This window comes from Bacillus sp. J14TS2 (assembly GCF_018333015.1).
Lineage (GTDB): Bacteria > Bacillota > Bacilli > Bacillales > Bacillaceae_C > Lederbergia.
In genome coordinates this window covers 300879-327000 of the sequence record NZ_BORE01000007.1, presented here as the reverse complement: position 1 = coordinate 327000, position 26122 = coordinate 300879, and the positions used below count along the sequence as shown (strand labels likewise).

The 26122-nt window shown below is 40.1% G+C and carries 25 protein-coding genes, 2 rRNA genes and 1 other annotated feature; of the genes, 26 read left to right on the top strand and 1 reads right to left on the bottom strand.

Features of this window, described 5'->3' with window-relative positions; all coding sequences use genetic code 11:
- Together KI375_RS13335 and rrf are read left to right on the top strand one after the other, a co-directional pair.
- Positions 1–129, top strand: a 23S ribosomal RNA gene (locus tag KI375_RS13335); the annotation flags it as partial.
- Between the two features lie 72 nt (positions 130–201).
- Positions 202–317: ribosomal RNA gene (gene rrf, locus KI375_RS13330) — 5S ribosomal RNA — on the top strand.
- Between the two features lie 460 nt (positions 318–777).
- Here rrf and KI375_RS13325 read toward each other — a convergent pair.
- Positions 778–1200, bottom strand: coding sequence for a VOC family protein (locus KI375_RS13325; protein ID WP_212973952.1), 423 nt, complete (start codon positions 1198–1200; stop codon positions 778–780).
- 276 nt (positions 1201–1476) lie between these two features.
- On the opposite strand from KI375_RS13325, the gene KI375_RS13320 reads away from it, so the two are divergent.
- The 24 genes from KI375_RS13320 (at position 1477) to rpoB (ending at position 26105) form a co-directional block, all read left to right on the top strand.
- A complete protein-coding gene (locus KI375_RS13320) occupies positions 1477–1938 on the top strand; it encodes a CtsR family transcriptional regulator (protein ID WP_212973951.1) in 462 nt (153 codons plus the stop codon).
- A 19-nt stretch (positions 1939–1957) separates the two neighbouring features.
- Positions 1958–2506: a protein-arginine kinase activator protein McsA gene (gene mcsA / locus KI375_RS13315; RefSeq protein ID WP_212973950.1), complete on the top strand. Its 549-nt coding sequence runs from the start codon at positions 1958–1960 to the stop codon at positions 2504–2506.
- Positions 2503–3576, top strand: coding sequence for a protein-arginine kinase McsB (gene mcsB, locus KI375_RS13310; protein WP_212973949.1), 1074 nt, complete (start codon positions 2503–2505; stop codon positions 3574–3576). Before mcsA ends, mcsB begins: the two co-directional genes overlap by 4 nt.
- Positions 3577–3587: 11 nt before the next feature.
- Positions 3588–6023: an ATP-dependent protease ATP-binding subunit ClpC gene (gene clpC, locus KI375_RS13305; protein ID WP_212973948.1), complete on the top strand. Its 2436-nt coding sequence runs from the start codon at positions 3588–3590 to the stop codon at positions 6021–6023.
- Positions 6024–6313: 290 nt separating this feature from the next.
- Positions 6314–7684 (top strand): DNA repair protein RadA, encoded by a 1371-nt coding sequence (gene radA / locus KI375_RS13300; RefSeq protein ID WP_212973947.1) that lies wholly within the window; start codon positions 6314–6316, stop codon positions 7682–7684.
- 203 nt (positions 7685–7887) lie between these two features.
- Positions 7888–8982, top strand: coding sequence for a PIN/TRAM domain-containing protein (locus KI375_RS13295; RefSeq protein ID WP_212973946.1), 1095 nt, complete (start codon positions 7888–7890; stop codon positions 8980–8982).
- Between the two features lie 19 nt (positions 8983–9001).
- The gene (gene ispD, locus KI375_RS13290) at positions 9002–9685 is read left to right on the top strand and encodes a 2-C-methyl-D-erythritol 4-phosphate cytidylyltransferase (RefSeq protein WP_212973945.1); all 684 of its coding nucleotides are present in this window, start codon (positions 9002–9004) and stop codon (positions 9683–9685) included.
- 32 nt (positions 9686–9717) lie between these two features.
- The gene (ispF, locus tag KI375_RS13285) at positions 9718–10197 is read left to right on the top strand and encodes a 2-C-methyl-D-erythritol 2,4-cyclodiphosphate synthase (protein WP_207453502.1); all 480 of its coding nucleotides are present in this window, start codon (positions 9718–9720) and stop codon (positions 10195–10197) included.
- Positions 10198–10297: 100 nt separating this feature from the next.
- Positions 10298–11755 (top strand): glutamate--tRNA ligase, encoded by a 1458-nt coding sequence (gene gltX / locus KI375_RS13280; RefSeq protein ID WP_212973944.1) that lies wholly within the window; start codon positions 10298–10300, stop codon positions 11753–11755.
- A 760-nt stretch (positions 11756–12515) separates the two neighbouring features.
- Positions 12516–13202 carry a serine O-acetyltransferase gene (gene cysE, locus KI375_RS13275; protein WP_212973943.1) on the top strand — a complete coding sequence of 229 codons (687 nt, stop codon included), beginning with the start codon at positions 12516–12518 and terminating at the stop codon, positions 13200–13202.
- Entirely contained in the window at positions 13183–14580 is a 1398-nt protein-coding gene (gene cysS / locus KI375_RS13270) for a cysteine--tRNA ligase (protein WP_212973942.1), read from the top strand. Before cysE ends, cysS begins: the two co-directional genes overlap by 20 nt.
- Positions 14581–14585: 5 nt before the next feature.
- Positions 14586–15002: a Mini-ribonuclease 3 gene (locus KI375_RS13265; protein WP_212973941.1), complete on the top strand. Its 417-nt coding sequence runs from the start codon at positions 14586–14588 to the stop codon at positions 15000–15002.
- Entirely contained in the window at positions 14999–15742 is a 744-nt protein-coding gene (rlmB, locus tag KI375_RS13260) for a 23S rRNA (guanosine(2251)-2'-O)-methyltransferase RlmB (protein WP_212973940.1), read from the top strand. The genes KI375_RS13265 and rlmB overlap by 4 nt, the downstream gene beginning before the upstream one ends.
- Before the next feature lie 3 nt (positions 15743–15745).
- Positions 15746–16255, top strand: a complete 510-nt coding sequence (locus KI375_RS13255; protein ID WP_212973939.1) for an NYN domain-containing protein — start codon at positions 15746–15748, stop codon at positions 16253–16255.
- A 42-nt stretch (positions 16256–16297) separates the two neighbouring features.
- Positions 16298–16975, top strand: a complete 678-nt coding sequence (gene sigH / locus KI375_RS13250; RefSeq protein WP_212973977.1) for an RNA polymerase sporulation sigma factor SigH — start codon at positions 16298–16300, stop codon at positions 16973–16975.
- Positions 16976–17055: 80 nt separating this feature from the next.
- On the top strand, positions 17056–17205 hold the full coding sequence (rpmG, locus tag KI375_RS13245) for a 50S ribosomal protein L33 (RefSeq protein WP_212973938.1): 150 nt from the start codon (positions 17056–17058) through the stop codon (positions 17203–17205).
- A 101-nt stretch (positions 17206–17306) separates the two neighbouring features.
- Positions 17307–17492 (top strand): preprotein translocase subunit SecE, encoded by a 186-nt coding sequence (gene secE, locus KI375_RS13240; RefSeq protein ID WP_207453518.1) that lies wholly within the window; start codon positions 17307–17309, stop codon positions 17490–17492.
- Positions 17493–17887: 395 nt separating this feature from the next.
- Positions 17888–18424, top strand: a complete 537-nt coding sequence (nusG, locus tag KI375_RS13235) for a transcription termination/antitermination protein NusG (protein ID WP_212973937.1) — start codon at positions 17888–17890, stop codon at positions 18422–18424.
- Between the two features lie 153 nt (positions 18425–18577).
- Positions 18578–19003 (top strand): 50S ribosomal protein L11, encoded by a 426-nt coding sequence (gene rplK / locus KI375_RS13230; protein WP_057985510.1) that lies wholly within the window; start codon positions 18578–18580, stop codon positions 19001–19003.
- A 451-nt stretch (positions 19004–19454) separates the two neighbouring features.
- Positions 19455–20144, top strand: a complete 690-nt coding sequence (gene rplA / locus KI375_RS13225; protein WP_212973936.1) for a 50S ribosomal protein L1 — start codon at positions 19455–19457, stop codon at positions 20142–20144.
- A 50-nt stretch (positions 20145–20194) separates the two neighbouring features.
- Positions 20195–20348 (top strand) — a sequence feature (ribosomal protein L10 leader region).
- 41 nt (positions 20349–20389) lie between these two features.
- Positions 20390–20890 (top strand): 50S ribosomal protein L10, encoded by a 501-nt coding sequence (gene rplJ / locus KI375_RS13220; protein ID WP_207453522.1) that lies wholly within the window; start codon positions 20390–20392, stop codon positions 20888–20890.
- Positions 20891–20986: 96 nt separating this feature from the next.
- Complete coding sequence (gene rplL, locus KI375_RS13215) at positions 20987–21352, top strand: 50S ribosomal protein L7/L12 (RefSeq protein WP_212973935.1); 366 nt, start codon at positions 20987–20989, stop codon at positions 21350–21352.
- A gap of 189 nt (positions 21353–21541) precedes the next feature.
- On the top strand, positions 21542–22138 hold the full coding sequence (locus KI375_RS13210; protein WP_212973934.1) for a class I SAM-dependent methyltransferase: 597 nt from the start codon (positions 21542–21544) through the stop codon (positions 22136–22138).
- Between the two features lie 412 nt (positions 22139–22550).
- A complete protein-coding gene (gene rpoB, locus KI375_RS13205; RefSeq protein ID WP_212973933.1) occupies positions 22551–26105 on the top strand; it encodes a DNA-directed RNA polymerase subunit beta in 3555 nt (1184 codons plus the stop codon).
- Positions 26106–26122: the final 17 nt, after the last annotated feature.

The window sequence follows — 26122 nt, the reverse complement described above, 5'->3', positions numbered from 1 at the left end:
CCCTCAAGATGAGATTTCCCTAGGCGTAAGCCTTAAGACCCCTGAAAGATGATCAGGTTGATAGGTCCGAGGTAGAAGTGTGGTGACACATGTAGCTGACGGATACTAATCGGTCGAGGACTTAATCTAATTAATGTTGTTTCTCGTTTATCTTCTTCTTTATCTGGTTTTGAGAGAATAATTCTCTTTTTATATAGGCAGTCTGGTGGCAATAGCGAAGAGGTCACACCCGTTCCCATCCCGAACACGGTAGTTAAGCTCTTCAGCGCCGATGGTAATAGGGGGCTTCCCCCTGTGAGAGCAGGACGTTGCCAGGCAAACGAAAGACACCCTCTTCACGAGGGTGTCTTTTTTGAGGTTTAGGAAATTATAATCGTGGTCGACATCCAGCTCCAGCGGGATGTGAGTTCATCGGCGTTGCCACAGGACGTGGCGAACTTAGCCGATGTTCTGCTTAATAACCCTGAACCTATGAAGGAAAAATCCCCTTCCTAGGTTCAGGGTTATTTGCTTGTCGGAGGCCAACAGGATGGTGGTCAGAAAGACGTTGCGCCAGGACGGCGCGAATTTAGCCTTTCTTCCTAAGATCAAGGCGTTTGCGCTTCTGTTCTTTTGAAACATTGGTTTTATCAATCTTAAAAAAGCCGAAGAGCGGGCGCTCGACACGACCTAATACTTATAATTCATTATGGCAAAGCAGACTGGGATTTAGCAAACGATGAAAATAATCAAAAGGTTCCTTGATTCACTTTTACAGAGACAAAGAACAATACTTACTTAACCTTTATTTACGTATCCGCCCCATGCCTGGAAACGGTTTCCGTCTAAATCATTAAATAAAAATGTTTTTCCGCAAGAAGAGTTTTGCCCCGTCACTTCCCCGACCCTAACTCCCTTATTTTTGAGGTCGATAAACAGTTTGTCAATATCATTAACCTGCATTGTAATTGAATAGTGAGGGTTCTCTTGATAATTCTCACCAGCATACCAACAACTATCTTGATCAAAATTTGGTGTGAAAAGTGTAATTATCTGCTGTGGAGTGAGTTGTAAGTCTGCAATTCCGGAGATGGGGGCTATTAATTTGCAACCAAGGTTTTTTTCATACCATTCTACTGACTTTTGTAAATCCGTAACAGGTATCCCAATGCTTATTTCCGTCACCAAAAAGTTGCTTGAAATAGTTGTACTATTATTCACGGGCTACCGCTCCTCATGAGTATTTAATTCAATTTTTCCATTAAGTATAGGCCTTGAACTTAGATTGTAAACAAATTATTAATAATGCATAGAACTGGGTTAGTGGTTGTATCCATCTATCTTTAAACCAGCAAGTAGAGATGTTTTGATCTTTACAATTGTGGCTAAAATATTGGTAATGGAAGACCGTTGCCTTTTTATTATCTTTTCATGTATAATTAAGTCAAATATAGTCAAAGTCAATTAAGATAATAAATAAGGGAAGGAGGCATGGTAATGAGGAATATATCGGATATTATTGAAAATTATTTAAAAAAAGTCTTAGAATTAAGTGAAAAAGAAATTGTTGAGATTAAAAGAAGTGAAGTTGCCGATAAATTTCAATGTGTCCCTTCCCAGATTAATTATGTAATCAATACCCGCTTTACAATAGAAAGAGGATATCTTGTTGAGAGTAAACGGGGGGGAGGCGGATATATTCGAATTTCTAAAGTACGTACGCATGATAAATCCCATTTAATTGATCAACTATTTGCTTTAATAGATCTTCGAATTTCGCAGTCCAGTGCTCAAGATATTATTCTTCGCTTGGTTGAAGAGAGAATTGTGGCGGAGAAAGAGGCTAGATTAATGTTAAGCGTTGTTGATCGCTCTGTTATTTATGTTGAACTTCCGCTTCGAGATGAAATAAGAGCTAGAATGCTAAAAGCAATGCTTCAAGCTATAAAATACGAGTGAATGAAGAAAGGGGAGCGCAATGATTTGTCAGGAATGTAAAGAGAGACCAGCCACATTGCATTTTACACAAGTTATAAATGGGGAAAAAACGACTGTTCATCTCTGCGAAAGATGTGCCCAAGAAAAAGGAGAGTCATTTATGAATGAAGGTTCTGGAGCCTTTTCCTTCAATGACTTACTGGCAGGTTTATTAAATTTTGATTCAGCTCTACAACAAGTCAAGTCAAATACCTCTCCTCCTGGCTCTATTCTTCAATGTGAAGTTTGTAAAATGACCTATCAGCAATTCGTTAAAGTTGGTCAATTTGGCTGTGCTCACTGCTACGAAACATTTAGAGAGCAATTAACTCCTATTTTAAAAAGGCTTCATACTGGAAATATTGAACATGGAGGAAAACTACCAAAAAGAATAGGCGGATCTCTTCATATCAAAAAGCAGGTGCAAGAATTAAAAGGGGAATTACAGTCGTTGGTTGCAAATGAGGAATTTGAACAAGCCGCTAAAATACGTGATCAAATCCGCTCCTTGGAAAAAAATTATCAAGATGGGGAGGGAAATGAAGGATGAGTCTAGAAAGATTTCTTAATAAGGCCGTCAGCTCATGGATGAGTGCAGAGGGATCTGAGGCAGATATTGTTCTTAGCTCCCGCATCCGTCTGGCAAGAAACTTGAAGGATTATAAATTTCCCACCTTGTTTGAAAATGAAGAAGCAAGGGAAATAGCAAGTAGATTGGATGACGTTGTTCAAGCTGGCTATCTCAAAGCTTATGATGGTGTGGAATTCCTGCCAATTGAGCAGTTAAAACAATTAGAGAAAAAGGTGCTTGTAGAAAAGCATTTGATTAGCCCGCGGTTAGCTGGTGATTCATCTCATGGAGCTGTCATTTTATCAGAAAAGGAAGACCTGAGTATTATGATCAATGAAGAAGATCATATCCGAATTCAATGTCTATATTCAGGCCTACAAATTAAGGAAGCCTTAGGTAAGGCTAATGTTGTAGATGATTTACTAGAAGAGCAATTTGACTATGCTTTTGACGAAAGCTTAGGTTATTTGACTAGCTGTCCAACGAATGTGGGTACAGGTTTGAGAGCATCCGTGATGGTTCATTTGCCTGCGTTAGTTTTAACAAGACAAATGTCTCGTATTATTCCCGCTATTAACCAACTTGGTCTAGTTGTAAGAGGGATTTATGGTGAGGGAACAGAGGCACTGGGAAATATCTTTCAAATCTCTAATCAGATTACATTGGGGAAATCGGAAGAAGATATTGTAGATGATTTAGTGAGCATCGTTCAACAAATTATCACGCAGGAAAGATCCGCAAGGAAAGCATTAGTCAAAACATCGAACATACAATTAGAGGATAGAGTATTTCGCTCTTATGGAATTTTAGCGAACAGTCGTGTAATCGAAACAAAAGAGGCTGCTGAACGTTTATCTGATGTACGATTGGGCATAGATTTAGGATATATTAAACATTTATCAAGAAACATACTAAATGAATTAATGATTTTAACACAACCAGGTTTTCTTCAACAATATGCTGGTGGCCCACTACGCCCTGTTGAAAGAGACATAAAAAGGGCTACCTTTATTCGAGAACGGTTGAAAATGGAAGAGAAGGATAGTTAGGAGGAGATTATATGATGTTTGGACGTTTTACTGAAAGAGCACAGAAGGTTTTAGCCTTATCCCAAGAGGAGGCATTACGTCTTGGGCATAGCAATATTGGAACGGAACATATTTTGTTAGGACTTGTAAGAGAAGGGGAAGGTATTGCAGCTAAAGCATTGTATGGACTTGCATTAAGCCCTGAGAAGATTCAAAAAGAAGTGGAAAATCTAATTGGTAGAGGGAATGAGCAATCGCAAGATCTACACTATACACCTCGTGCAAAAAAGGTGATTGAATTATCGATGGATGAGGCAAGAAAATTAGGTCATTCCTATGTAGGAACGGAACATATATTGTTAGGTCTAATTCGAGAAGGAGAAGGCGTGGCAGCCCGAGTATTGACTAATCTAGGTGTTAGTCTAAATAAGGCACGGCAGCAAGTGCTGCAATTGCTGGGAAATAATGAAGCCAATACTCATGGAACCAGTTCCTCTTCTAGCGCGAATACGCCAACTCTTGATAGTTTGGCTCGTGATTTAACGGCGATCGCAAAAGAGGGAACTCTCGATCCGGTTATAGGCAGGAGTAAGGAAATCCAAAGAGTAATAGAAGTTTTGAGTAGAAGAACAAAAAACAACCCAGTTCTAATCGGGGAGCCCGGTGTTGGAAAGACAGCTATCGCTGAGGGGTTAGCGCAACAAATTATTCAAAATGAAGTGCCGGAAATTCTGAGAGAAAAACGTGTCATGACTTTAGATATGGGAACAGTAGTAGCAGGCACGAAATATCGAGGGGAATTTGAAGACCGTTTAAAAAAGGTGATGGATGAAATTCGCCAGGCAGGTAATATTATTCTATTTATCGATGAGCTTCATACGTTAATCGGTGCAGGAGGAGCGGAAGGAGCGATCGATGCTTCAAATATTTTAAAACCCTCTCTCGCCCGTGGGGAATTACAATGTATTGGGGCAACAACGCTAGATGAATATCGAAAATATATCGAAAAAGATGCGGCTCTTGAACGACGTTTTCAACCGATTCAAGTCGATGAACCAACCACTGAAGAATCTATTCAGATATTGGCGGGCCTTCGTGATCGTTATGAAGCTCACCATCGCGTCACAATTACGGATGAGGCGATTGAGGCTGCTGTGCAATTATCAGACCGATATATTTCTGACCGATTCTTACCAGATAAGGCAATAGATTTAATTGATGAGGCAGGGTCTAAAGTGAGACTCCGTTCTTATACAACACCCCCGAATTTAAAAGAACTTGAATTAAAACTTGAAACAACCCGCAAGGAAAAGGATGCGGCTGTTCAAAGTCAGGAATTTGAAAAAGCTGCTTCGTTACGAGATACAGAACAGCGACTTCGTGAAAAGCTTGAAAAAACGAAGAAAACTTGGAAGGAAAAGCAAGGTCAGGAAAACAGTGAAGTCACGGTGGAAGATATCGCTCAAGTTGTTTCAAGCTGGACTGGGGTTCCTGTTTCAAAAATTGCTGCTACTGAGACAGAAAAGCTGCTGAAGCTTGAGGAAATACTCCATTCAAGGGTGATCGGTCAAGAAGAGGCAGTAAAGGCTGTAGCGAAGGCTGTGAGACGAGCGAGAGCTGGATTGAAGGATCCGAAAAGGCCGATTGGCTCCTTTATTTTCCTAGGGCCTACAGGTGTCGGAAAAACAGAATTGGGCAGAACCCTTGCTGAAGCCATGTTTGGTGATGAAGATGCGATGATTCGTATCGATATGTCCGAATACATGGAAAAGCATTCCACTTCACGACTTGTTGGTTCACCTCCAGGATATGTTGGGTTTGAAGAGGGTGGACAGTTAACGGAAAAAGTCAGAAGGAAACCTTATTCGGTTATATTACTTGACGAAATTGAAAAGGCACATCCAGATGTATTTAATATTTTACTTCAAGTCCTTGAGGATGGCCGTTTAACAGATTCGAAAGGCAGAACGGTTGATTTCCGCAATACCGTTTTAATCCTCACCTCGAATGTTGGGGCAGAGGCATTACGAAGAAATAAGTATGTTGGATTCAGCATTCAAGATGGAGAACAGGATTATAAGGATATGAAAGGGAAGGTAATGGAAGAACTGAAAAAGGCCTTCCGTCCAGAGTTTTTAAATAGAATTGATGAAATCATCGTTTTCCATGCCTTAGAAAAGCCACAGTTGAAAGAAATTGTGACTTTACTGGCAGATCAATTAGTCAAGCGTTTGGCTGAACAAAATATGCATCTTGAAATAACAGAAGCAGCAAAAGATAAGATTGCCGAGGAAGGATTTGATCCTGAATACGGAGCAAGACCGTTAAAAAGAGCGATACAGAAAATAGTAGAGGATCGTTTATCGGAAGAATTGCTAAAAGGGGCCATTACTCCAGGACAACAGGTTGTAGTGGATGTAGAGAAGGGAGAATTAACGGTCAAAACCAAGGAAAAAACGATTTCTTAGATGCTAGTAACAGGATATAAAGCGGGATGTATTAGAAATGGTTTTCATATCGATCCCAATATTTACAGGAGCGGGGTACGAGTTTTTTGAAAGTACCTCGTTTCTTTATAGATTTCCATTACTTCAGCAATCATCAAAACGTATGGTATCAACCATGAAGGTTTTCAAAATACAAGACTTTTGGCCACATCAATTCTGTCCCCCTGCAGATTCCTGAGAAGACTGGATGTTGGTTAGAACGATGTTGTGCTTTTCATTTACTTTAATGATTTTAGGAGATGGGGAAATTAATGGCCAAGAAAAAAACAAAGTTTATGTGTCAATCTTGTGGATACGAATCTGCTAAATGGATGGGACGTTGTCCAGGATGCGGGGAATGGAATCAGATGGTAGAAGAAATGAATATCGTTGGTAAGCAACCGAGACACTCATTTCAACATACCGATCCAAATCATCAATCGAAGGCAACTTCGATTTCTTCCATTGAGACGAAAAGAGAGCCAAGAGTTACGACTGAAATGAAAGAGTTAAATCGTGTTTTAGGTGGAGGCGTTGTTGCAGGATCCCTTGTTTTGATCGGAGGAGATCCAGGAATTGGAAAATCAACTTTATTGCTTCAAGTATCTGCTCAGTTAGCTAAGACAGACCAAAAGGTACTTTATATTTCTGGAGAAGAGTCAATTAGGCAAACGAAGTTGCGTGCTGATCGCTTAGATGTCTCCTCGCCAGAACTTTATATCTATGCAGAAACGAATTTAGAAGCCATTCATTTAACGATAGACGAAATTTCACCACAATTTGTAGTGATTGACTCGATTCAAACCGTCTATCATCCTGAGGTGACATCTGCACCCGGAAGTGTTTCTCAAGTACGGGAATGTACATCAGAGTTAATGAGAATCGCAAAGACAAAGGGAATCGCTATTTTTATAGTTGGACATGTCACAAAGGAGGGGGCCATAGCAGGTCCGCGTTTATTAGAACATATGGTCGATACCGTTCTCTACTTCGAAGGTGAGCGTCACCACACATATAGAATTTTACGGGCTGTAAAAAACCGTTTTGGATCAACAAATGAAATGGGAATTTTTGAAATGAAGGAATCAGGTCTTACGGAAGTTGAGAATCCGTCAGAAATCTTCCTTGAAGAGCGTTCAAAAGGAGCATCAGGTTCGACAGTTGTTGCTTCTATGGAAGGAACAAGGCCTGTACTAGTCGAAATCCAAGCGTTGATTTCACCTACTAGTTTTGGGAATCCACGACGAATGGCAACAGGGATTGACCACAATCGTGTGTCATTATTAATGGCTGTATTGGAAAAGCGGGTCGGGTTATTATTGCAAAACCAAGATGCTTATTTAAAAGCGGCTGGTGGAGTGAAATTGGATGAGCCTGCGATTGACTTAGCTGTTGCGATTAGTATTGCTTCTAGCTTTCGTGACCAACCGACTAGGGCAACAGATTGTATGATCGGAGAAGTTGGCTTAACAGGTGAAGTCCGGCGTGTCTCAAGAATTGAGCAAAGAGTACAAGAAGCAGCAAAGCTAGGATTTGAACGGATTATTATTCCTGAAAATAATTTAGGCGGTTGGACAATTCCGGCTGGGGTTAAAGTTATTGGTGTGAAGACGGTAGGAGATGCCTTGCAACAAATTTTTTAGTGTGAGATTACTTAATGGTTTTACCTCGGGAAACCATCTGTAAAGTCCCACTTCAGATGATAAGGCTCTAATTGGGCGATAACGCCCTGATAAATCTCGTTTTATAAAAACGGAAAGAATGGATGGGATTCATGGGAGGAATACAGAACTTTTGGGTTTTAAAATGTGTTGATTGTTTATAATGATTAAAAGGAGGTGAAAGTATGCTAAAGAGAATTGTGCAAGCCTGTATTTTACTGTTGGGTGGAACACTCGGAATTTTCCTATTACCTTTATTGCTAAAATTGGTGACTTTAGATCATGTTGTTTTAATTAATAATCCGTATATAACGGCTTTACTTGGTGCTATTATTTTTTATCTTATTACTTTTTGGACTGTCAATCCAATCGTGAATTTTGTAAAGCGAATTGAGGATGTGCTTGTGAAGGCCCCCATTACGGATATTTTATTCGGAAGTCTCGGTCTTGGTTTTGGTTTATTGCTAGCTTATTTAATGGGTCTTGCGATTAATCAAATGCAAATTCCTATTCTTGATACGTTCGTTCCCATCCTGTTAACTTTATTGCTCGGTTATCTCGGCTTTCAAGTTGGTTTTAAGAAACGTGATGAATTAACTAGCTTCTTTCAAAATCGAGGCGGGAAAAAACGAGGGGAGGAAAGTCAAGAAGCGAAAAAGGAACAAGTCTCCAATCGTATGAAAATTTTGGATACAAGTGTTATAATCGATGGAAGGATTGCAGATATTTGCCAAACAGGCTTTCTAGACGGTATTATTGTGATTCCCCTTTTCGTATTAGAAGAGCTGCAACACATTGCGGATTCATCGGATTCATTGAAACGTAACCGCGGAAGACGTGGCCTAGATATATTAAATCGCATCCAAAAAGAAGTGAATATCAATGTGGAAATGTATGATGGCGACTTTGAGGATATCCAAGAGGTGGATAGCAAATTAGTCAAGCTGGCGAAACTCATGGACGGAACGGTTGTAACTAATGATTTTAATTTAAACAAAGTCTGTGAATTTCAAAATGTGAAGGTCTTAAATATTAACGATTTAGCGAATGCAGTCAAGCCTGTTGTCCTTCCTGGTGAAGAATTAAACGTTCAGGTGATTAAAGACGGAAAAGAGTACAATCAAGGTGTTGCTTATTTAGACGATGGCACGATGATTGTTGTCGAAGAAGGTAGAAATTATATCGGCAAAAGAATAGATGTAATTGTCACAAGTGTTTTGCAAACTTCAGCAGGACGAATGATTTTTGCGAAGCCGAAATTAATGGAGACGGCATTGTAAGACAGGGGATTTTTAAGAGATGAATTATCAAGTGATCATTCCGGCTGCTGGATTAGGACAGAGAATGAGGGCTGGAATTAATAAACTTCTTCTAAAATTAGAAGATCGACCCATTATTTTGCATACACTCGATCTTTTTATTCAAGATTCGAATTGCCAAAAAATCATAGTAGTGATCAATGAAAGTGATCAGGATTTTTTTGAAGATCATTTACAAAAACACCAATGGGAAAAGGTGACCCTTGCTGAGGGGGGAAAAGAGCGGCAATATAGCGTTTTAAATGGTCTAGAAGTAGCGGATCCTGAAGGCGTCATTCTTGTGCATGATGGAGCTCGTCCCTTTATTAAAAAGACGATCATCACCCAGTTGGTACAATCTGCTGTTCAAACCGGAGCGGCTATCGCGGCCGTTCCAGTTAAAGATACGATTAAAAAAACGGAAGGTCTTCAAGTGGTTGAAACCATTGATCGCTCTAGCTTGTGGCAAGTTCAAACCCCACAAGCTTTTCGTTTTTCACTCTTATACCAGGCGCATAAGCAAGCTAAAATGGATCAGTTCCTTGGTACAGATGACTCTTCTCTTGTGGAGCGGATCGGGCATGCTGTGCAAATTGTTCAGAGTGATTATGATAATATTAAAATAACAACGCCAGAGGATCTTTTCTTTGCCAAGGCCATTATTGAAAAACGCCTTAAAGGTTAAGGATTAAAGTTGAAAAGGAAGAGGGAGAAGACATGTTAAGAATTGGACAAGGATTTGATGTCCATCAATTCGCAGAGGATCGCCCGCTTATTATCGGGGGGATTACCATTCCGCATGAAAAAGGACTTATCGGTCATTCAGATGCGGATGTTCTATTACATACGATAGCGGATGCATGTTTGGGGGCGATTGGTGAAGGAGATATTGGTCATCATTTTCCTGATACAGACCCGGATTTTAAAGATGCTGATTCGGCAAAATTGTTGGAACAGGTCTGGAAGTTTGTGACTGAACGTGGATATACGCTTGCTAATCTTGATTGTACAATTATGGCTCAAAAGCCCAAAATGGCTCCCCATATTGAGAAAATGAAAAAGCGGATTGCTCAATTGTTAGAAGCGAATGAAGAACAAATTAATGTAAAAGCTACTACGACAGAGACACTTGGCTTTGTGGGGAGAGAAGAAGGTATCGCCTCTATGGCGGTTGTACTCCTCCAAAAGCAATCATAAGGGGCGCTTAATATTTCCCTCTGCAAAATAGTTAGTCAGAAATGGACAAAAATAGTGTACAATAGAATTTGTGAATTTTAGTCTTTAGGAGGCATGCAGGATGTCAAGTGAAGTAAGAGTGCGTTATGCGCCAAGCCCGACAGGACATTTACATATTGGGAATGCGCGAACAGCATTATTCAATTATTTATTCGCCCGAAATGCAGGCGGGAAATTTATTATACGAATTGAAGACACCGATCAGAAGCGGAATATTGCAGGCGGAGAAGAGAGTCAGCTCGCTTATTTGAAATGGCTTGGTATAGATTGGGATGAAAGCATTGATAAAGATGGCAATTTTGGACCTTATCGTCAGTCTGAACGTAACCATATCTATAAAGATTATTATGAAGATCTTCTCGACCGTGGGTTAGCTTATAAATGTTATTGTACAGAGGCTGAACTTGAAGCGGAAAGAGAGGCACAATTGGCACGTGGGGAAATGCCGCGTTATTCAGGAAAATGTGCGAATTTAACTGATGAGGAGCGAGAGCAACTTGAAGCGGCAGGAAGAAAGCCAAGCATTCGCTTTAAAGTACCTAAAGGAAAAACCTATACTTTTAAAGATATGGTAAAAGAGGAAGTGTCTTTTGATTCAGATGGAATTGGCGATTTTGTTATCGTGAAAAAAGACGGTATTCCAACGTATAACTTCGCTGTTGCGATCGACGATCATCTAATGGAAATGACACATGTTCTTCGTGGCGATGATCATATCTCTAATACACCTAAGCAGTTAATGATTTTTGAGGCATTCGATTGGGAACCTCCCATTTTTGGACATATGACATTGATTGTGAATGAGAATCGAAAAAAATTAAGTAAACGGGATGAATCCATTATCCAGTTTATTGAACAATACGCGGATTTAGGGTATTTACCAGAGGCTTTGTTTAATTTTATTACGCTCCTCGGCTGGTCTCCACAAGGGGAGGATGAGATTTTTTCAAAAGCGGAATTTATTGATATCTTTGATACGCATCGTTTATCCAAGTCTCCTGCAGTATTTGATAAGCAAAAGCTTCTATGGATGAATAATCAATACATGAAAGAATTAGATCTAGATAAAGTGGTGGCATTATCTTTACCACATCTTGTAAAAGCTGGATTGGTAAGTGAAAATATGAATGCTGAAGAAGCAGCATGGGTACGAAGTTTAATCGGTCTGTACCAAGAGCAAATGAGTTATGGTGCAGAAATTGTAGAGCTTTCGCAAATGTTTTTCCAGGATGAGATTGAATATGATGAAGCTGCGAAGGCTGTCTTGGCAGAAGAACAGGTACCGGAAGTATTAGTATCGTTTAAGAATATAATCCAGAGTCTTGAGCCATTTGAAGCAGCGGAAATTAAAAAGTCGATTAAAGCTGTTCAAAAGGAAACAGGGCATAAGGGAAAAAAATTATTTATGCCGATTCGAATTGCCGTATCAGGGCAATCTCATGGACCTGAACTTCCGAATTCCATCGAATTACTTGGCAAAGAAAAAGTCATTCGACGAATTGAACGTTTATTGGGTTAACAAATTGAATAAAATATAATATATTAAAAGATATAAGAAGATGTTCAAAAAATCCGGTAAAAATGACACTGGGAATTTCTTCGTTGGCTTGTTTCTGCGCTCCTTGGAAAAGAAAACCACTTTTCCTTCGTGCGATGCGGATTCAGGGATGCTTTCCTTGTGCTCATGTATCAGGGGAATGATATGATCTTCTACTAAAACCGCCCACGTCCTGTGGGCAACGCAGAAGTCAGCACATCCTGTGCAAGTCCGCTGCTTGAAACTACGCCGCCTCGAACTTCTTGGTCCTTTTTACCCTCCTTTTTGAACACGTACTATAATCAAGAACGTTGAAGAGGAAAAGTAAAAAAACGAAGCTGAAACAGAGAAAACCACCATAGGCTGAGAGTGGTTACGGCCGCTCGTTTTTTGAAAATGCCCCTCTGAGTCTTATGCTGAACAGAGTGTTTCTTATTAGGCCTAAGCGGTCCTCTTGTCGTTATCAAGATCAAGCCGGGATGTTTTTAAGGAAGGAAAGGCTGAGATTTGGCTAATGTCAGATCTAACTCCAGCTCCTAGCCCCGAGAAGCTCACAGGATGTGAGTTCATCGGCGCTTGCGCTTTCCTAATTACATCCAAGCAGAGTGGAACCGCGCCAAGGCGTCTCTGATTGATTCAGGGCGTCTTTTTTGTTGTTTACAGCAATAATACTTTAAATTCGAATATATGCCTTGGTAGAAGTTCAAAAAACAAGGTTCACTTTAGAAAGGGGCCATCACGCATGTTTAAACATTTGAAAGAAGATATTAAGACAGTGTTTGACCAAGATCCTGCGGCTCGTAGCACACTCGAAGTTCTCTTAACATATTCAGGTTTGCATGCGATATGGGCTCATCGTCTAGCACATCCTTTGTATAAACGGAAATTATTTTTTCTTGCAAGAATCGTATCGCAAGTTAGCCGTTTTTTTACAGGGATAGAGATTCATCCAGGTGCTGTCATCGGTCGCCGCTTTTTTATGGACCATGGCATGGGGATTGTTATTGGAGAAACATGTGAAATCGGTGATGACGTTATTGTCTATCAAGGCGTGACATTAGGTGGTACTGGAAAAGAGAAAGGGAAGCGACATCCTACCCTTGAAAATAGCACCTTAATCGCCGCAGGAGCGAAGGTATTAGGGGACATTGTTATTGGAGAAAATTCCAAAATTGGAGCAGGTTCAGTCGTTTTAAAGGATGTCCCTGCCAATTCTACTGTTGTAGGAATTCCAGGAAGGGTTGTCGTTCAAGATGGTATGCGGCTGAAACAGGATCTAAATCATTGTGATTTACCGGATCCAATGTTAGACAAATTGACAGAAATGGAACGAGAAATAAAGAAGTTGCAACAAGAACTAACTCTTTTAAAAACGAAGGATGTAACCAATCGAAAGGAGTCTTCGGTACATGACCATTCAAATTTATAATACGTTAACAAGAAAAAAGGAAACATTTCAACCGATGGAAGCAGGGAAGGTTAAAATGTATGTCTGCGGCCCGACCGTTTATAACTATATTCATATTGGAAATGCAAGACCTGCAATCGTGTTTGACAGTGTGCGCCGCTACTTAGAATATAGAGGGTATGAAGTCCAATTTGTCTCTAATTTTACGGATGTCGATGATAAATTAATTAAAACAGCGAAAGAACTTAAATCCGATGTTCCAGCCATTGCGGAGAAATTTATTCAAGCTTATTTTGAGGATGTTTCAGCGCTTGGTTGTAAGGAAGCGGATTTCCACCCACGTGTGACGGAAAATATGGACGAAATTATTGAATTTATCGATCTATTGGTGCAAAAGGGCTATGCCTATGAATCTGCAGGGGATGTCTATTACCGCACAAGGAAATTTGCGGACTACGGGAAACTTTCTCACCAGTCGATTGACGATTTAAAAATGGGGGCTCGCATACAAGTAGGCGAGAAAAAAGAAGACGAATTAGATTTTGCGCTCTGGAAGGCCGCAAAAGAAGGAGAAATTGCTTGGGATAGCCCGTGGGGGAGAGGAAGGCCTGGTTGGCATATTGAATGCTCGGCAATGGCAAAAAAATATCTTGGAGATACGATTGACATTCATGCTGGTGGGCAGGACTTAGCCTTTCCGCATCACGAAAATGAAATTGCGCAAACGGAGGCTTTGACTGAGGAACCATTTGCAAATTACTGGATGCATAATGGTTATATCAATATCAATAATGAGAAAATGTCAAAATCACTAGGTAATTTTGTGTTAGTCCATGATATTCTCAAAAAAGTCGATCCACAGGTTCTTCGTTTCTTTATGCTATCTGTCCATTACCGTAACCCAATTAATTTCAATGATGAGCTTCTTAAAAATGCGGGAGTTGCACTTGATCGGTTGCGAACATCTTATCAGAACTTAAAGCACCGTCTAGCAGCAAGTGCTAATTTGGCTGTTGATGATCAAGAATGGTTAGATAAAATTAAACAGCTTGTCAGCACTTTTGAAAAGGAAATGGATGATGACTTTAATACAGCTGATGGGATTACAGTACTTTTTGAGTTAGCAAAACAAGGAAATCTTTATGTACGGCAAGAGAACACATCTACTAATGTCATTGATGCATTTTTAACTACATTCGAAGAACTCTTCTCTGTGCTAGGGTTGAAAATTAAACAAGATGAACTTCTGGATGAAGAAGTTGATCAATTGATCGAGCAAAGACTTGAAGCCAGGAAAAACCGTGATTTCGCGTTGGCTGACCAAATAAGAGATCAACTAAAAGAAATGAATATTGTTTTAGAGGATACCCGCCAAGGCACTAGATGGAAAAGAGGGTAACGGGAATGGAGCCAAATGTGAAGGACTATCAGCAATTGAATGGCTTAGCACTTGCTTATATGGGGGATGCCGTTTTTGAGGTTTATATTCGGCATCACCTCTTACAAAAAGGGAAAACGAAGCCACATAAGCTTCATGTCGAGGCAACCCATTTTGTATCAGCAAAAGCACAGGCCATTATTTTAAAACGGCTTTTGGCAAAAAACTTCTTTACGGAGGAAGAGTTAGCTGTTATGAGACGAGGGAGAAATGCAAAATCCGGGACAGTTCCTAAAAATACTGATGTACAAACATATCGACATAGTACAGCCTTTGAGGCTGTAGTAGGTTGGATTTATTTATCCAATAATCAAGCACGGCTAGATGAAATGATGGAAGAATCGATCCAAAACATTGAAAACGGGGGAGTGAATCAAACATGAGTAATGAGTGGATTGCTGGCAAAAATCCAGTTATGGAAGCTTTAAAGTCTGACAGGGGTATCCATAAAATTTGGATAGCTGAAGGTTCACAAAAGGGCTCGATGCAACAGATTATCAAGCTTGCTAAGGAACGAAATATCTTAGTTCAATTTGTCCCGAAGCAGAAAATAGACCCATTAGTTAGCGCAAATCATCAAGGGGTCGTGGCACAGGCCGCTGCACATCAATATGCGGAACTAGATGATCTCTTTGAAGTAGCTAGTAAGAGGGAGGAAGCTCCGTTTTTTCTTATTCTCGATGAGCTGGAGGATCCTCATAATCTTGGTTCCATTTTACGGACAGCGGATGCGTCAGGTGTTCATGGAATTATTATTCCGAAGCATCGCTCTGTAGGATTAACAGCTACTGTTGCAAAGCTTTCAACAGGAGCAATTGAATATGTGCCTGTTGCAAGAGTAACAAATATTCCAAGGACGATCGATGAATTAAAGTCACGTGGTGTTTGGATATTTGGAACGGAAGCAAAGGGGAGTGAGGATTATCGAAAAATGGATGCCACAATACCTCTTGCATTAGTAATTGGGAATGAAGGGAAAGGCATAGGCCGATTAGTTCGAGATAAATGTGATTTTCTTATCCATTTGCCTATGATTGGTCATGTCTCATCACTTAATGCATCCGTGGCAGCCTCGTTGTTGATGTATGAAGTGCTACGGAAACGCTCGCCCATTGAGGATTAAACAATGGATATCCTGATTGTGGATGGCTATAACATCATTGGTGCTTGGCCAGAATTAATTGAGCTTAAGATGAAAGACCTTGCTTCTGCACGAGATCGCCTTATTGAGATCATGGCAGATTACCAAGGGTTTACGGGACGTAAAGTGATCATTGTTTTTGATGCCTATGAAGTAAAGGGAATTGAAAAAAGGTACCAAAATCATAAGATAGAAATAATCTTTACCAAAATAGAAGAAACAGCAGATGAAAGAATTGAAAAGCTCGCGATTGAATTAAATAATAGACGCACACAAATTTACGTCGCCACATCCGATTTTACAGAACAATGGGCAATTTTTGGTCAAGGGGCATTAAGACTATCTGCTCGTGAGCTGTTAATAGAAGTTCAAACGATTGATAAAAGCATTGGGAAAAGCTTAAAAAAGACGAGGGAAAAAGTACCTTCTGTCAAAATTCCTTTGAGCGAAGAGGTTGCCGAAATCTTTGAGAAATGGCGACGTGGTTTAAAATAAGGTTGACGTATGAAAATTCAGTTATGTATAATGATTCTATCTATGGATCTAAGGGTGGGGAATAGAGTGACCTCGAATATCAGACTAGACAGCGGCATCAAATATGACATACTGGAAGATGAAGAGTTGATCGAACTGATTCAAGAAGGAGAAAGTGAAGCACTGGATTACCTCATAAAAAAATACCGTAATTTTGTTAGGGCGAAGGCGAGGGCCTACTTTTTAATAGGTGCGGATCGCGAAGATATTGTACAAGAAGGTATGATTGGACTTTACAAAGCGATCCGTGATTTCAAAGAAGATAAGCTTGCTTCTTTTAAAGCTTTTGCAGAGCTTTGTATTACGAGACAAATCATTACAGCTATTAAGACAGCTACCCGCCAAAAACATATCCCACTTAATTCTTATGTATCATTGGACAAGCCTATTTATGATGAAGAATCAGACCGGACATTAATGGATGTGATCTCAGGGGCGAAAATTTTAGACCCTGAGGAGCTTTTAATCAATCGGGAAAAGATTCATAATATAGAAGCCAAAGTGATGGAATTATTAAGTGATTTAGAAAGAAAAGTATTGGCTCTCTATCTAGATGGCAGATCCTACCAGGAAATATCTGATGAGTTGGATCGCCACGTAAAGTCAATTGATAACGCTTTACAAAGAGTGAAGAGGAAGCTAGAACGTTATCTGGAATTGCGAGAGTTCGGTGTTTGGTAATGAGAGTTCATATTGACAGAACTCGGCTTACGTGATATTTTTTAAAAGATATAAGAAAGACTAGAGAGCGAGTGTTAGATGTGAAAAATAACGTCGCATTAGCCTGCGTAGATTGTGGATCACGTAATTATTCGACCGATAAAAATCCGAAAGCGACCTCTACTCGCTTGGAATTAAGAAAATTTTGTAAGAACTGTCAAACTCATACTATTCATAAAGAAACAAAATAATATTTTTGATATATTAGAGGATGTTCAAAAAGTCTGGTAAAAGGACACTGCGAATTTCTGCGTTTTGAACATACTTTTAGTAAAACTTTGGAGGTACGATCATGTCAAGCGTAATGCAATTCTTTCGCAATGTCCGCTCAGAAATGAGGAAGGTCAGTTGGCCACGCCGAAAGGAATTAACTAGCTACACTATCACTGTTGTAACCACTGTTGCCTTATTAGCGCTTTTCTTTGCAGGTGTAGATTATATCATTTCGTATTTTATGCGTTTCATTCTTGGAAATTAAAATAGATATTTAGTTATTGTATAACTTTTAAGAACTCATGATATAATGGAATTATATTACTTTTTATCAAACCCGGTCCTCGGGTTTTTTGAGTTGTGGTAAGAAAAGCGGAAGCGCCTGTCCAGCGGCGTACAAATTGGATGATAAGGATGAACGACTAAGGGCGCGCCGTCCTGGCGCAACGTCGTTCTGACCAACATCCTGTTGGCCTAGATAAAGGAAACACCGCGAAGCATGAGCCGATGTTGACTTATCGCAGGAAGAAGCTGTAACTTTGCTAGCCGCTAGGCGCTGGAGCTAGACAAAGAAAAGCGTAAGCGTGTGTTAAACGGTGTTCGATTTCAAGAACTAGAGAAGTACTAGTAATAGGGAGGGAAGGACAAGCGTCCTAATCAATGGAAAAAAACTGGTATGTTGTCCATACGTATTCTGGTTACGAAAATAAAGTGAAAACAAATCTCGAGAAGCGCGTAGAAACAATGGGAATGGAAGATAAAATTTTTAGAGTGATCGTTCCGGAAGATGAAGAAACAGATATAAAGAATGGGAAAAAGAAAGTGGTAAAAAAGAAAGTATTTCCAGGTTATGTGCTAGTGGAAATTATTATGACGGATGATTCCTGGTATGTCGTGCGAAATACACCTGGTGTTACAGGATTCGTTGGCTCATCGGGATCAGGATCAAAACCAACTGCATTACTTCCAGAAGAGATAGATTTCATTCTAAAACGTATGGGATTAGAAGATAAAAATCTAGATGTTCATTTTGAAATTGGCGAAACGGTTACAGTGAAAGAAGGACCATTTGCGAATTTTACGGGCAAGGTTGAAGATTTAGATGCAACAAAGGGAAAAGTAAAAGTGATGGTCAATATGTTCGGAAGAGAAACGCCTGTTGAACTCGATTTCGGGCAAATTGATAAATTAAGCTAATAACAACTTGAAATTACTTGTGAAAAGTGATAATATCTTTTAAGTCAAGTAGGTGTCTTAATTGAAAGATATTGATCATTGACTATTTTTATCATGAGTGGGAGGGTGTCAAAACCCCATTACCACATCACGGACTTTAAGGAGGTGCGTCTCGTGGCTAAAAAAGTAATCAAACTTGTAAAATTACAAATTCCTGCAGGTAAAGCGAATCCAGCTCCACCAGTAGGGCCGGCACTCGGTCAAGCAGGTGTAAATATTATGGGATTCTGTAAAGAATTCAATGCTCGTACTGCAGATCAAGCAGGATTAATTATCCCTGTAGAAATTACAGTATTTGAGGATCGTTCCTTTACATTTATCACCAAAACTCCGCCCGCTGCAGTTCTTTTAAAGAAAGCAGCTGGAATTGATTCAGGTTCTGGTGAACCTAACAAAAAAACAGTTGCTGTTGTAAAACGTGACAAAGTGCGTGAAATTGCAGAAACAAAAATGCCTGACTTAAATGCTGCAAGTGTTGAAGCTGCCATGCAAATGGTTGAAGGTACAGCACGTAGCATGGGTATCAAAATCGAAGACTGATCGATTTCCAGTGCATAAACAAGGTTACTGTGAGAGGAAGGCTGGGACCGTTCAGCCTTCCTTTATTGCTTAAAGCCAAGCTATTTAGCAAGGTTTTACACTCCGTCTGTAGAAGACGGGATTCCTAGTGCGGTGGTTATGTTCAACGATAATCATTAGCACTAGCGCTTTTCTTGATCTAGCTCCGGCGCCTAGCCCCGAGAAGCTCGCAGAATGTGAGTTCATCGGCTAAGATATAGCCGTTGTTCCACTAAATGAGCTGAGCCAATAAAGTCAAAACCAGACTTTCCTTGTCTCGGAACATTTGCTTGTCGGGGGCCGACAGGATGTAGGTCAAAACAGCGTTGCGCCAGGACGGCGCGCCTTTAGCTGTTTAACCCTACATCAAGGTGTTTGAGCTTTTCAACGTGGGAGGTCATTCCGCTAAAACCACATTACAGGAGGAAATAAAATGGCTAAAAAAGGTAAAAAATACAATGACGCTCTAAAACAAATTGATCGTTCAAAATCTTATCCGATCGCAGAGGCAATTGAACTTGCGAAAAAGGTAGATTTCACTAAATTTGATGCAACTGTTGATGCGTCTTTCCGTTTAGGAATTGATACGAAAAAGGCTGATCAGCAAATCCGTGGTGCCGTTGTTCTGCCAAATGGTACTGGTAAAACACAACGTGTACTTGTATTTGCAAAAGGTGAAAAGGCGAAGGAAGCAGAAGCTGCTGGTGCTGATTATGTAGGGGAAGCAGATTACATTAACAAAATTAACCAAGGCTGGTTCGATTTTGATGTTGTCGTAGCAACACCTGACATGATGGGAGAAGTTGGTAAACTAGGTCGTACTCTTGGACCAAAAGGTTTGATGCCGAATCCTAAGACAGGTACAGTTACATTTGATGTAGAAAAAGCTGTAAATGAAATTAAAGCTGGTAAAGTAGAATACCGTGCGGATAAAGCGGGGATTATTCATGTGCCGATCGGAAAGGTATCTTTCGGTGATGAAAAGCTCATTGAAAACTACAATACAATCCTTGATACATTAACTAAAGCAAAACCAGCTTCTTCAAAAGGTAAATATTTTAAAAACATTACCGTTTCTACAACAATGGGACCTGGCTTACGCGTAGAATCTGCTTCTTTATAAAAATATTGACTTACAGTAATGCTATCTGGTATGATAGTAGCTGTTGAAAATATAATATAACATTTGTACCGTAGACAGCAGGTGCTAGTATGGCTCGTAGCCACTAGCTTAATTTCCCGCCGAGGTTCTTGCGATAAAACTCAATTATTTGTATTGAGGGCAAAAAACCTCCATGTCTATGTATGGAGGTTTTTTGCTTCATGTACACAGGTATAAATGTCATTTTGAATCAGGGAGGTGTAAGGATGAGCGCAATTATTGAACAAAAGAAACAACTTGTGGATGAAATTAAAGAAAAATTTCAATCAAGTGTTTCGACCGTTGTAGTTGATTACCGTGGTTTAACTGTAGGACAGGTCACTGAACTTCGTAAGCAACTTCGTGAAGCGGGAATTGATTTTAAAGTCTACAAAAACACAATGACTCGCCGTGCTGCAGAAGCAGCTAATTTAGAGGGACTTCAGGATGCTCTTACAGGACCGAATGCTATTGCATTTAGTACTGATGATGTTGTAGCACCTGCGAAAATCCTTAACGAGTTTGCGAAAAAGAATGAAGCACTAGAAATTAAAGCAGGTGTGATTGAAGGGAATCTAGCTTCTGTTGAAGAAGTCAAGGCTCTTGCTGAACTCCCATCTCGCGAAGGCTTGCTTTCTATGTTGCTTAGTGTTCTTCAAGCGCCAGTGCGTAACTTGGCTCTTGCTACAAAAGCAGTTGCTGATCAAAAAGAAGAACAAGGTGCTTAATAGGCAAATCAGTTATTCGGACTTTGTCTTGAACGTTGCGATATGATAAAGAAAATGTATGGATACTAATAAACCAATAAATGGAGGAAAACAATCATGACGAAAGAACAAATCATCGATGCTGTCAAAGAAATGACAGTTCTTGAACTAAACGATCTTGTTAAAGCAATTGAAGAAGAATTTGGTGTAACAGCTGCTGCTCCTGTTGCAGTTGCTGGTGGCGCTGCTGGTGGCGAAGCTGCTGCAGAACAAACTGAATTTGATGTCATCCTTACTGGTGCAGGCGGACAAAAAATTAAAGTCATCAAAGTTGTACGTGAAGTAACAGGCCTTGGCTTGAAAGAAGCAAAAGAACTTGTTGATAACGCTCCTAAGCCAATCAAAGAAGGAGCTTCTAAAGAAGAAGCTGAAGAAATCAAAGGAAAACTTGAAGAAGTTGGAGCAGACGTCGAAGTTAAGTAAGCATCTGCTAAATTAAAAAGCTCGCTGTCTAATGGCGAGCTTTTTTGCCTAAGCTTTTCTTTGAGGGATAGCGTTAGCTAGAATATAATCCTGCGAGTGATGAAGTGCTATATTCTAGATTCCATCTAAGTGAACCTACTGATATTGAAAATATCTAATAGTTAGGTTTAAAAAAGGGGGTTGCGGTGATTGGTGGATCATTACTATTCTCGTCAACCGGAAATTGCGAGTAACCCAATTTATTGGGATGCGACCTTGCGGGATTACTTGCTTCGATTTAAAACAGACCAAGGCGTCTTCTCGAAGAAAGAAGTTGATTTCGGCTCACGCTTTTTAATTGAAACCTTTCAAGCCCCGACCGAAGGAATGATTTTAGATGTCGGTTGTGGTTATGGACCAATTGGGCTCAGCTTGGCGAAAGAATATTCTGACCGACTGGTTCACTTGATAGATATTAATCAAAGGGCGCTGGAATTGGCTAAAGAAAATGCTGAGATCAATAAGATCCATAACATTAAGATCTACGAAAGTGATGGACTTTTAAATGTTGGGGAAAAGAATTTCTCTGCGATCGTTACCAATCCGCCGATCCGAGCGGGCAAACAAATTGTACATCGAATGTTTGAGCAGAGTTTTCAACATCTAAAGGCGGAAGGCGAACTTTGGGTCGTCATTCAGAAAAAGCAAGGAGCACCATCTGCGAAAGGCAAATTAGAAGAGATATTTCGCCATGTGGAAATCCTAGCAAAAAGAAAAGGCTACTATATTTTAAAAGCAAAAAAATGATTGACCTTGCTGGCCTTTTGTGATAACGTTGTATAATGCTAATATAGTGTTTTCTGATTTATTGCCAAATTAATCAATAGAAGTATGGATCTTGGCAAAGTTGGAAAAGATTATAAAATAATAGTTCGTAATATGAAAAATGTGGTTTTCAAAGCAAAACCCTTTTTCTTTTTGTCTAAGGATATCGCATTTTTTCTAGAATCTCTTGAGAAAATGTCACTATGAATGAATGTTCAAAAAGGATGATAAAAAGGATCAAGGAGTTCGAGGCGGCGCAGTTTCGAGTAGCGGAATGTATGCTTTTAAATACATGAGCAGCACAGAAACAAGCCAACGAAGAAATTCGCAGTATCTTTTTTATCGGAAATTTTGAACAACCTATTAAAATGCACTATTTTGAGGGGTGAATCAGTTGACAGGTCAACTTGTTCAGTACGGACGGCACCGCCAGCGTAGGAGCTTTGCTCGTATTAGTGAAGTATTGGAGCTGCCGAACCTTATCGAAATCCAAACTTCTTCTTATCAATGGTTTCTTGATGAAGGTTTAAAGGAAATGTTCCAAGATATTTCTCCAATTGAAGATTTCGCCGGAAATCTATCACTGGAATTTATTGATTACAGTTTAGGTGATCCCAAGTATTCTGTTGAAGAGTCAAAAGAGCGTGATGCAACATACTCGGCTCCGCTTCGAGTGAAATTACGTCTCGTGAATAAGGAAACAGGTGAAGTAAAAGATCAAGATGTATTTATGGGAGATTTCCCATTGATGACAGAAATGGGCACATTTATTATTAATGGAGCCGAACGTGTCATCGTATCACAATTAGTGCGCTCACCGAGTGTTTACTATAGTGGTAAACTTGATAAAAATGGTAAAAAAGGATTTACCGCTACTGTTATTCCAAACAGAGGGGCTTGGCTAGAATACGAAACAGATGCAAAGGACGTTGTATATGTCCGCATTGATCGTACAAGAAAATTACCAGTAACTGTGCTATTGCGTGCACTTGGTTTTGGCTCTGATCAAGAAATCATCGATTTAATTGGTGACAACGAATATCTTAGAAATACACTAGAAAAAGATAACACTGAAAGTATTGAGAAAGCTTTATTAGAAATATATGAGCGTCTTCGTCCTGGAGAGCCTCCAACTGTGGAGAATGCGCGTAACTTGCTGATATCGCGTTTCTTTGATCCAAAGCGTTATGACCTCGCGAATGTTGGTCGTTACAAAATAAATAAAAAGTTGCATATTAAGAATCGTCTATTTGGTCAAAGGTTGGCGGAGTCATTAGCTGATCCTGAGACAGGTGAAATCATTGCCGAAAAAGGTACAGTATTAGATCGTCGTACTTTAGACAAAATTCTTCCATCACTTGAAAACGGCGCTGGTTTCAAAACATGCAGCCAACAATCAGGTGTCTTAGATGAGGACATTGTCGTACAGTCGATCAAAATTTATGCACCTAATGATGATGATGAGAAAGTCATAAATGTAATTGGAAATGCCTATGTGGAAGAAGAGACTAAAAACATCACACCTGCTGACATCATCTCTTCTATTAGTTATTTCTTTGATTTGTTATATGATGTAGGCGATACAGACGATATCGACCATTTAGGAAATCGTCGTCTTCGTTCTGTTGGGGAGTTGTTACAAAACCAATTTAGAATTGGGCTTTCCCGAATGGAAAGAGTCGTAAAAGAACGTATGTCCATTCAAGATGTGAATACGATCACGCCACAGCAATTAATTAATATTCGTCCAGTGATTGCGTCGATAAAGGAATTCTTTGGTAGTTCTCAGCTTTCTCAATTTATGGACCAAACCAATCCACTTGCTGAATTAACGCATAAGCGTCGTTTGTCAGCGCTCGGACCTGGTGGTTTAACTCGTGAAAGGGCTGGAATGGAAGTACGTGATGTACACTATTCTCACTATGGGCGTATGTGTCCAATTGAGACACCAGAAGGGCCAAATATTGGGTTAATTAACTCTTTATCGACATTTGCCAAGGTGAATCGTTTTGGTTTTATCGAAACGCCATATCGCCGGGTTGATCCTGAGACAGGATCACTAACAGATCAAATTGATTATTTGACTGCTGATGAAGAAGATAATTATGTTGTTGCACAAGCAAATGCCCCGCTTTCTGATGAAGGTGCATTTATTAATGATGAAGTAATAGCTCGTTTTCGTGGTGAGAATACAGTAGTGAGAAAAGAACGCATTGACTATATGGATGTATCACCAAAACAAGTTGTTTCTGCTGCTACTGCTTGTATCCCGTTCCTTGAGAACGATGATTCAAACCGTGCTTTGATGGGAGCGAACATGCAACGACAAGCTGTTCCACTTATGAAACCAGAAGCTCCTCTAGTTGGAACGGGAATGGAATATGTTTCTGCTAAAGACTCTGGAGCTGCGGTGATTTGTAAGCATAATGGTATTGTTGAACATGTTGAGGCCCGTGAAGTTTGGGTGCGAAATACACAGGATGTGGACGGTCAAGAAGTAAAAGGCGACTTGCGTAAGTATCGAATGCAGAAGTTTATTCGTTCTAACCAAGGGACCTGCTATAATCAACGTCCAATCGTAAGTGTTGGAGATCGTGTAACCAAAGGGGAAATCTTGGGAGATGGCCCTTCCATGGATCTAGGCGAGCTTGCACTAGGAAGAAACGTGCTCGTTGCCTTCATGACATGGGAAGGTTACAACTATGAAGATGCGATCATTATGAGTGAACGATTAGTAAAAGATGATGTTTATACATCTATTCACATAGAAGAATATGAATCAGAAGCCCGTGATACAAAGCTTGGACCTGAAGAAATGACACGTGATATTCCGAACGTTGGGGAAGATGCCCTGCGCAATTTGGATGAACGGGGCATTATCAGAGTTGGAGCAGAAGTTAAAGACGGTGATCTGCTTGTAGGAAAAGTAACACCGAAAGGAGTTACTGAGCTTACAGCTGAAGAAAGATTATTGCATGCTATTTTCGGTGAAAAGGCACGTGAGGTTCGCGACACTTCTCTTCGTGTTCCACATGGAGGAGAAGGGATTGTCCTTGATGTGAAAATTTTCAACCGTGAAGATGGAGATGAACTGCCACCAGGTGTAAATCAGCTTGTTCGTGTGTATATTGTCCAAAAGCGGAAGATTTCCGAAGGGGACAAGATGGCTGGACGACATGGTAACAAAGGGGTAATTTCTCGCATTCTTCCGGAAGAAGATATGCCGTATATGCCGGATGGTACTCCTGTTGATGTGATGTTGAACCCATTGGGTGTTCCTTCACGTATGAACATTGGTCAAGTTCTTGAGTTGCATCTTGGAATGGCAGCAAGAGGACTTAAACTCCATATGGCGTCACCTGTTTTTGATGGAGCGACTGAGGAAGATGTTTGGGATACGATTGAAGAATCAGGAATGGCACGAGACGCTAAGACAATCCTATATGATGGTCGAACAGGTGAACCATTCGATAATAGAGTATCTGTTGGAGTCATGTACATGATCAAACTGGCTCACATGGTTGATGATAAATTGCACGCACGTTCCACTGGTCCTTACTCACTTGTTACACAGCAACCACTTGGTGGGAAGGCGCAATTTGGTGGCCAACGATTTGGTGAGATGGAAGTATGGGCGTTAGAAGCCTATGGGGCAGCTTATACACTTCAAGAAATATTGACTGTTAAATCGGATGATGTTGTAGGTCGTGTAAAAACGTATGAATCAATTGTCAAAGGTGATAATGTACCTGATCCTGGTGTACCAGAATCATTTAAAGTTCTCATAAAAGAACTTCAGAGCTTAGGTATGGATGTGAAAATCTTATCTGGTGATGAAGAAGAAATTGAGATGCGCGAGTTAGACGATGAAGAAGATACACAGCAAGCTGACACATTAAATATTGCACCAGATACAAAAGTAGAAGAAACTGCCGCATTAAGAGAATAGTTTTTTAGGTTTAGCAT